General features: G+C 52.1%; 8 protein-coding genes. All 8 read left to right on the top strand.

Annotated elements, in window-relative coordinates; all coding sequences use genetic code 11:
- Window positions 1-65 precede the first annotated feature (65 nt).
- Window positions 66-407, top strand: a complete 342-nt coding sequence (locus FEF65_RS08040) for a P-II family nitrogen regulator (RefSeq protein WP_138239280.1) — start codon at window positions 66-68, stop codon at window positions 405-407.
- Between the two features lie 18 nt (window positions 408-425).
- Window positions 426-1,712, top strand: coding sequence for an ammonium transporter (locus tag FEF65_RS08045; RefSeq protein ID WP_138239281.1), 1,287 nt, complete (start codon window positions 426-428; stop codon window positions 1,710-1,712).
- A gap of 283 nt (window positions 1,713-1,995) precedes the next feature.
- Window positions 1,996-2,490 (top strand): GNAT family N-acetyltransferase, encoded by a 495-nt coding sequence (locus FEF65_RS08050; protein WP_138239282.1) that lies wholly within the window; start codon window positions 1,996-1,998, stop codon window positions 2,488-2,490.
- Window positions 2,491-2,552: 62 nt separating this feature from the next.
- Window positions 2,553-3,620 carry a hypothetical protein gene (locus FEF65_RS08055; RefSeq protein WP_138239283.1) on the top strand — a complete coding sequence of 356 codons (1,068 nt, stop codon included), beginning with the start codon at window positions 2,553-2,555 and terminating at the stop codon, window positions 3,618-3,620.
- Between the two features lie 428 nt (window positions 3,621-4,048).
- Window positions 4,049-4,390 carry a P-II family nitrogen regulator gene (locus FEF65_RS08060; RefSeq protein WP_138239284.1) on the top strand — a complete coding sequence of 114 codons (342 nt, stop codon included), beginning with the start codon at window positions 4,049-4,051 and terminating at the stop codon, window positions 4,388-4,390.
- Window positions 4,391-4,423: 33 nt separating this feature from the next.
- On the top strand, window positions 4,424-5,635 hold the full coding sequence (locus tag FEF65_RS08065; protein WP_138239285.1) for an ammonium transporter: 1,212 nt from the start codon (window positions 4,424-4,426) through the stop codon (window positions 5,633-5,635).
- A gap of 94 nt (window positions 5,636-5,729) precedes the next feature.
- Window positions 5,730-6,995, top strand: a complete 1,266-nt coding sequence (tolB, locus tag FEF65_RS08070) for a Tol-Pal system beta propeller repeat protein TolB (RefSeq protein WP_138239286.1) — start codon at window positions 5,730-5,732, stop codon at window positions 6,993-6,995.
- A 57-nt stretch (window positions 6,996-7,052) separates the two neighbouring features.
- Window positions 7,053-7,742 (top strand): hypothetical protein (locus tag FEF65_RS13640; RefSeq protein WP_238701259.1); only part of this gene is annotated, 690 nt, incomplete at its 3' end.

Consider the following 7,742-nt stretch of genomic DNA (forward strand, 5'->3'; position numbering starts at 1 on the left):
ATGCTGCAATCGATCCCCCGACCGACCTGTGCTGTTCCTCATCAGATAATTCAAGGAGAGATATAATGAAAATGATCAGAGCCATTATCAAGCCATTCAAACTCGATGATGTAAAAGATGCCCTTGTCGCAGCCGGTATCTCCGGTTTGACAGTCACAGAAGTTCGCGGGCACGGACGTCAGAAGGGCCATACCGAGCTGTATCGCGGGGCTGAATATAATGTCGATTTTGTACCAAAAACAGAAGTGATGATTGTCGTTGAGGCGGACCAGGTTGACGGGGCCATTCAGGCCATCGTCGCAGCTGCCCGATCCGGCAAGGTCGGTGATGGCAAGATATTCGTTTCGAATGTCGAAAAGGTTGTACGTATTCGCACCGGTGAAGCCGATGCAGATGCATTAAATTGAGATAGAGGAGAGAGACGAATGAGATATATCACTTCAAAAATCGGTCTGATGCTTCCGCTGGCGCTGCTTGCACCGGAAGCTGTGTTTGCAGCAGATACCCTTGATTCGGGCAATACTGCCTGGATGCTTACATCGACAGCCCTGGTGTTGCTGATGACATTGCCGGGCCTTGCGCTGTTTTACGGCGGTATGGTGCGTAAAAAGAACGTGTTGTCAGTGGGTATGCAGTCGTTGTCGATTGCTGCCCTGATGAGTGTGTTGTGGGTTGTTTGTGGTTATTCACTGGCCTTTGGTGAGGGTAATAACTTTATCGGTGACTTCTCCAAGGCCTTTTTTGCCGGAGTGGGAGTGGATGCCTTGTCTGGTTCAATTCCCGAGACGGTATTTGCAACCTTTCAGATGACCTTTGCCATTATTACGCCGGTACTGATTATTGGTGCATTTGTTGAGCGTATGAAGTTCTCTGCTGTTCTGCTCTTTACGGCTGTATGGATGCTGGCTGTCTATGCCCCTGTCTGCCACTGGGTATGGGGTGGTGGTTTCCTGGCTGATGCGGGTGCGCTCGATTTTGCCGGCGGTACTGTTGTGCATATCAATGCCGGTGTGGCGGGTCTGGTCTGTGCACTGGTGCTTGGCAAGCGTATCGGTTATCCGAAAGAGGCCATGTTGCCGCATAACCTGACCTATACCCTGATCGGTACTGCCTTGCTGTGGGTTGGCTGGTTCGGTTTCAATGCCGGCTCAGAGCTGGCTGCAGATGGCACGGCCGGTATGGCGATGCTGGTTACCCAGGTGGCTACTGCGATGGCTGTGCTGGCATGGACCTTTGCCGAGTGGGTGGTCTTCAAGAAGCCAAGTTTGCTGGGTGCGTGTTCAGGTGCTGTGGCAGGTCTGGTTGCGATTACGCCTGCTTCCGGCTTCGTTGGTCCGATCGGTGCGCTGGCTATCGGTATGGCTGCTGGTCTGATCTGCTTCTGGGCGGTTGCGTTTGTGAAGCGTGCGCTGGGTTATGACGACTCTCTCGATGCCTTTGGTGTCCACGGTGTGGGCGGCATGGTCGGAGCTCTGTTGACGGCTGTCTTTGTATCTGCCGGTTTCGGTGGTGCGGGTCTGGCTGACGGAGCAACGATTGCCTCGCAGCTGCTTGTGCAGGTGGAGGCCGTTGGAGCCACTGTGGTCTATTGCGGTCTGATGACCTTCGTTATTCTCAAGGTGATTGATCTGGTGCTTGGTCTGCGTGTAGAGCACGATGAAGAGCGTCAGGGACTTGATATCACCCAGCATGGTGAGCAGGTCTACGAGTAATACATGTCCGGCAGGCGCCGCAAGAATGTTTCGAACTGTCGATGTGGTTCGGGACGGTGCTTTCCGGGGGTGATTTGCAGATGATATGTTAAAACAGTAACACCCGGTCAGTTAGTGTCATGTCATTTGCCAATGGAATGGGGGTGGGGAGTTCCCCGCCCCCTTTTTTATTTGTTGTCATGGCTGTGTCACGAAAAATAAGTATATATTCAATTTTCCCGGGCTATTGTTAGTACCTGTATTATGGATAAATGACAGGTTGATGAAGGAGAGAGTTGGATTGATGTCGACAGCAGGATTTAACAGGATTAAACAGTCATTATCTGGGCAGAAGATGGTGATTCGCGAAGCAGAGCTGGATGATCTGTTTGCCATGACCTCATTGCTGGGGGAGTTGTTTACAATCGAGGCTGATTTTACGCCGGATGTCAGGCGTCAGCGGGAAGGGCTTGCGGCTTTGATGGCAAGTGAGGATGCTACTTTACTGGTTGCATCCATGGCTGGTGAGATTGTCGGTATGTGTACACTGCAGCCTTTGATTTCCACTGCAGAGGGTGGCGTAGCAGGTATGGTTGAGGACTTGATTGTGGCCGATGGTTATCGTGGTATGGGGATCGGCAGGCAGTTGCTGGCGGAGATTGAGAAAAGAGCTGCGGAACAGGGAATGAGTCGCTTGCAGTTGCTGACGGACCAGGGGCATGAGCAGGCTGACCGCTTTTATGATCGTCATGGCTGGCAGGCGACCAGTCTGGTGGCCAGGAGAAAGATGCTGGCCTGAGTTGAACGGCGCTGATCTGTCTGGTGGCGCGTGGATCGAAAATAAGAGTGTGCGGGGATTAAATGAGCAGATCGGTTTTATTACATGCATTGTCACTGAACGACAGGATTCTTGAGCCCAATCACTTGCCTTTGTGTGGTCATGTATGGGCTTTTGATAAGCTGACGATGAGTCATGAGATGTTTGTGGGTAACTGCATCAGCATGTTGTCGCTGCTGGGTAGTCAGAATGCCAGTATTGTCTGGGAAAACGACATCATGGCCTTTGATGTGCAGCTGGGAAGGCAGGCTGCAACCGTGATTATCTCCCTGCAGGATGACTCCCTTGCTTCGGATTATTATTACTTTCTTGGCATCTGGGTGGCCGCAGATGAGGTGGCAGGGGCAGGTGAATGGCTTGATCCCGATGACTGGGAGCGTGAAGGTTTGCTGGCACCGGCGATTTCCTATGAGGTGATTGTGGCCGACAAGCCGTTGCAGTTGCCGCAGGTGAAAAAGATTGTCGGGGCAGATCCGTTTGCTGAAAATATCTGTCACTCCGCATTCAGGTTATATGGTTGTACAGAAGTGACGCCGCGTCTCAGCGGGCGCTTTGTGATGTGTCCTGCCATGCATGCCTCGAATCATGGTCGTTTTGAGGTGAGGCATGCGCTCTATTCGTTAAGGAACCTGATGGCGCTGGCCGGCTGTGCCATGAAGATGCACGATCAGGTGCTGGAGAACAGCCTTTCCCACCGTCTGGCACAGGATATCGAGAAGCTGCAGGGGTTGTTGGCAAGAGAGCAGATTGATGCGGCCGAATGGGCAGCCATGGTTCGGGAGGGCGGGCGGATCGCGCTGCTGGCAGCATCTGAAGAGATGGTTCATCAGAAGATGAGGCCTGATGCGCGCAATCTGTTCCGCTTGTTTGAGTCGATCGAGGCTGAACTTGATATTTCCGATATGAGTGGAATGCCATCGTTGTCTGCCCGTATGCGTATGCCATTTGAGTATGCCAGTGAGTTGATCGAGGAGAAGCTTGCTGTTCTGAGCGGGCTGGATAAGCAGAGTGGTATTTTGCAGCTTCAGATCAATAACTGTATTCTGGTTACCCAGCAGCTGGCGCTGGAGCGGTTGCTTGCATCCGCTTGAACAGGGATGCGCTGAATAAGTCAGAAGTGTCCTTGCTGGCCATGGGTAGCCTGCCAAATCCATGCGCTGTAAGCGCCTGGTTTTGTGAGGAAGGGAAAAAATCGCACTTTTTCCTTTTCGTGCTGAATTACTACGGGACGTCGTTATTCAGCTGATCCCGGGAGCGATTCCGGATGTATTTTGTTGTGGTTACTGTGAGTGGCCATTGTTGCTGTTGCCTTTAAATTAGGCGGCGTGTGGCTATTGTTTAGTCATTCTGCTGCCATTTCTTTCGTGTGTATCTATATTTTTCAACGTTTCTAATTATGGCCTGCTGCTTGCTCTTATTCGCCACAGTGTAATCCCCCTGCATGATCAGGGGTGGGGATGGATCATGTAACCTTGCCGGGTGAGCTGTGCCCGGTGTTGATAGCCAAGGGAGGCTTTTGATGAAAAAAATTACTGCTGTGATCAAGCCGTTCAAGCTTGATGATGTGAAGGATGCACTGCTTGAAGCAGGTATTACAGGTATGACGGTGGCAGAGGTGCGCGGGCACGGTCGTCAGAAGGGACATACCGAGCTCTATCGCGGAGCCGAGTACAATGTTGATTTTGTTCCGAAAACTGAAGTAACCGTTGTGGTGAACGATGAACTTGCCGAAGTAGCCATCGAGGCGATTGTCAGCTCGGCCAATAGCGGCAAGATTGGTGATGGGAAAATTTTCGTATCTGATATCGAACGTGTTGTTCGCATTCGTACCGGTGAAGAAAACACCGATGCGCTATCCTGATTAAGTAACGGTTATAAGGAGGAGTCATCCAATATGAATACAGCAGGAAATGATGTTTTTTTTCTGACTCTGGGAGCGGCCATGGTGTTGGCCATGCATGCAGGATTTGCATTTCTCGAAGCAGGAACGGTTCGCAAAAAGAATCAGGTCAACGCACTGGTGCGGGTGATTACTGATTTCGGCTTCTCCACTGTTGCCTATTTCTTTGTCGGTTTCACTCTGGCCTACGGTATCAGTTTTTTTGCGCCGGTATCAGAGCTTAACCTCCTCAATGGCAAGGCAAACGGCTATGAAATGGTTCACTTCTTTTTTCTGCTGACCTTTGCGGCGGCCATTCCTGCAATTATTTCGGGTGGTATTACTGAACGTGTGCGATTCTGGCCTAATACACTTGCAACGGTGGTACTTGTTGCATTGGTCTATCCATTTTATGAGGGGCTGATCTGGGGCGGAAATCTGGGCTATCAGGCATGGCTGGAGGCAACTTTCGGGGCGGCTTTTCATGACTTTGCCGGCTCGGTCGTGGTTCATGCCATGGGCGGTTTTCTTGCTCTGGGCGCTGTTGTGTTGCTGGGTGCGAGAAAGGGGCGTTATGCAAAAGATGGCCGTGTATTGGCGATTCTTCCTTCAAATATCCCGTTTCTGGCGCTTGGCTCGTGGATACTCTGTGTTGGCTGGTTCGGCTTTAATGTTATGAGCGCCGGTAATGTCGAAGGGGCATCGGGGCTTGTGGCAATGAATTCGTTGCTGGCGATGGTCGGCGGGCTGCTTGCCGCTCTTGTGGCGGGCAGAAACGATCCGGGTTTTGTACATAATGGTGCGCTGGCAGGTCTGGTCGCTATTTGTGCCGGTTCCGATATTGTCCACCCGATCGGAGCACTGGTCATTGGTGTGGTTGCCGGTGCCGGCTTCGTATTCGGTTTTCAGGTGGTGCAGAACCGTCTGAAGATTGATGATGTGCTTGGTGTGATTCCTTTGCATGGCGGTGCGGGCCTGTGGGGAGGTATTGCTGCAGGAATTTTCGGGCTCAGCTCATTCGGCGGAGCTGGTGGCGTGACCTTTATGTCGCAGCTGGTTGGAACACTGACCGGTGTGGCTATTGCCATTTCATGTGGTTTTATTGTTTATGGCGCGATTAAAGTAGTGATGGGGATTCGCCTTAGTGAGGAGCAGGAGTATCACGGAGCTGATTTGTCGATTCACAACATCAGTGCAAATCCTGAACAGGATATGGCAGCGCACTAGGTTTGCCGGTGTGTGACAGCAGTTGCCCGGGAATACGCCCGGGCAACTGCTTCTCCTCCTTGTCTTGAAGGTCCGACAACGCTAGAAATCTGGCATGCGTTTCCCGTTTTTTGTTGCTCTTTTTCTGACAGCAGTGAGCAATGCCGTTGCTGCTGACTTTGATATTTTTCAATCTGATTTCCGTCCCTTGCAGATAGCACTGCTTGCTGGAGGGGATGCAGAGGCCGCTGCAGACAGCCGCCTGTTGCAGCAGATCGTCAATAACGACCTGGCATCCAGTCAGTCGTTCAAGGCCATGAATCCAATGGCATTCCTGGATACCCCTGAAAATGCATTTGCGCATGTCGATTATGGTGACTGGCGCCTGATCGGTACCGATATTCTTGCACTATGCCGTATGCGCTCGCTCAATGGTGTCGTGCAGGTTGATGTTCAGGTGCATGATCCGTTCCGCGGCAAGCAGTTGTTGTCGTTGACCCTTCAGGGAAGCCACGCCGGTATACGCGAGCTTTCCCATCGTGTAGCCGACCAGATTTATAAGGCCGCTCTCGGTATTCCAGGTTACTTTACCACGCATATTCTTTATGTATCCAAACGGGGCGAATATTCCGACCTGGTATACATGGATCAGGATGGCGGCAATAAACAGGTGGTTGGCAAAAACTTTACACTCCTGCTTTCTCCCGACTGGTCGCCGGATGGAAATCAGGTTGCACTTAATACCTATGTGGGCAATCACCCCCGACTCGAGTTTTTTAATCTGCGTACCGGCAGTCGCACAGCGTTTGGTGATTTCAAAGGGCTCAATAGTACGCCTGAATTTTCACCGGATGGACGATTTGTTGCAGCCACACTTTCCGATCATAACAATATCAATATTCATATCTATGATATTAAAAAAGGGACCTGGCAACAGTTTACCCATGGCAAGGCGATTGATACCACGCCGACATGGTCTCCGGATGGCAAGTGGATTGCCTTTGTGAGTAACCGTTCCGGACAGCCGCAGGTTTATCGTCAGGCGCTGGCCGGGGGTGGCCCCCAGCTTGTCAGTACGACAGGCAATTACAATACATCACCGGCATGGTCACCGACGGGCGATCGCATCGCAATGATTTCGTTGAAAAACTGGTCATTTGCAGTGGCTACCGTGAAACCGGACGGAACGGATATTCGTTATCTTGCGACGGGGAACCGTGTTGAATCCCCCACATGGGCGAGTAACGGTCAGATGCTGCTTTACTCGGCTGAGCAGGATGGTATACGCCGGCTTTATCGGGTACCCGCCTGGGGTGGCGTTCCTGAAGCGATGACAGCACCGGCGACTGATGCGTCGGATCCGGCCTGGTCGCGCCACTGATAGTGCCGGTTTGGCAACGGTTTAGAGTAGTCGGGAACGTCGGGAGAGGGGATAAGGATGAGTTACGGGAAGGGTGATGGCTTTGATAGCGAGCCCATGGTGGATGATACACTGATGCCATCCTTTCTTGCCGAATTTACATCGGCAGAAAGTGAACATGATACGTTGGCAAGTACCTCCCGCAGCTCTGCCTCAACGTACGATGCAAAGGAAGCAGCCAGGGATCCTGCTCTGGATGAGGTTCTGCAACCCTACAGGCAATGGCGTGAGGAGCAGCTGCAGGACAAGCAGGTGCAGGCGCATGCAGAAGAGCGGCTTTCAGAGTTTTTTGCCGAGTTTTCCGATATCGCACATGACGCGATCGACTCCGATATTGTTTATACACGTCTTAAGCAAGCCGAGATTGCCCGTCACAGAGGCGAAGAGGACGACCTTCCACTGCCACGCAATGGGTCGGGTGTGGTGACAGTTCTTGTCGTTGTATTGTTGCTGTTTACATTGATCGCCTGCTGGTTTGTTTACAGAACAGCACAGGGTATCGATTCATTGCGGGATCAGATGCATCAGCTTGAGTCTGCTGCAGTCTTGACGCAAAAACACTCTTCGGAGGCGGCAGCTCAGGCAGCTCAGGCAGCTCAGGCAGCTCAGGCAGCTCAGGCAGCTCAGGCAGCTCAGGCAGCTCAGGCAGCTCAGGCAGCTCAGGCAGCTCAGGCAGCTCAGGCAGCTCAGGCAGCTCAGGCAGCTCAG

Source organism: Mariprofundus erugo (assembly GCF_005818865.1).
In the GTDB taxonomy this organism is placed as follows: Bacteria; Pseudomonadota; Zetaproteobacteria; order Mariprofundales; family Mariprofundaceae; genus Mariprofundus; species Mariprofundus erugo.

Coding starts and splice junctions, on each gene's coding strand:
- FEF65_RS08045 (WP_138239281.1), top strand. CDS start 426: ATGAGATATATCACTTCAAAAATCGGTCTGATGCTTCCGCTGGCGCTG.
- FEF65_RS08065 (WP_138239285.1), top strand. CDS start 4,424: ATGAATACAGCAGGAAATGATGTTTTTTTTCTGACTCTGGGAGCGGCC.
- tolB (WP_138239286.1), top strand. CDS start 5,730: ATGCGTTTCCCGTTTTTTGTTGCTCTTTTTCTGACAGCAGTGAGCAAT.
- FEF65_RS08060 (WP_138239284.1), top strand. CDS start 4,049: ATGAAAAAAATTACTGCTGTGATCAAGCCGTTCAAGCTTGATGATGTG.
- FEF65_RS08040 (WP_138239280.1), top strand. CDS start 66: ATGAAAATGATCAGAGCCATTATCAAGCCATTCAAACTCGATGATGTA.
- FEF65_RS08050 (WP_138239282.1), top strand. CDS start 1,996: ATGTCGACAGCAGGATTTAACAGGATTAAACAGTCATTATCTGGGCAG.
- FEF65_RS08055 (WP_138239283.1), top strand. CDS start 2,553: ATGAGCAGATCGGTTTTATTACATGCATTGTCACTGAACGACAGGATT.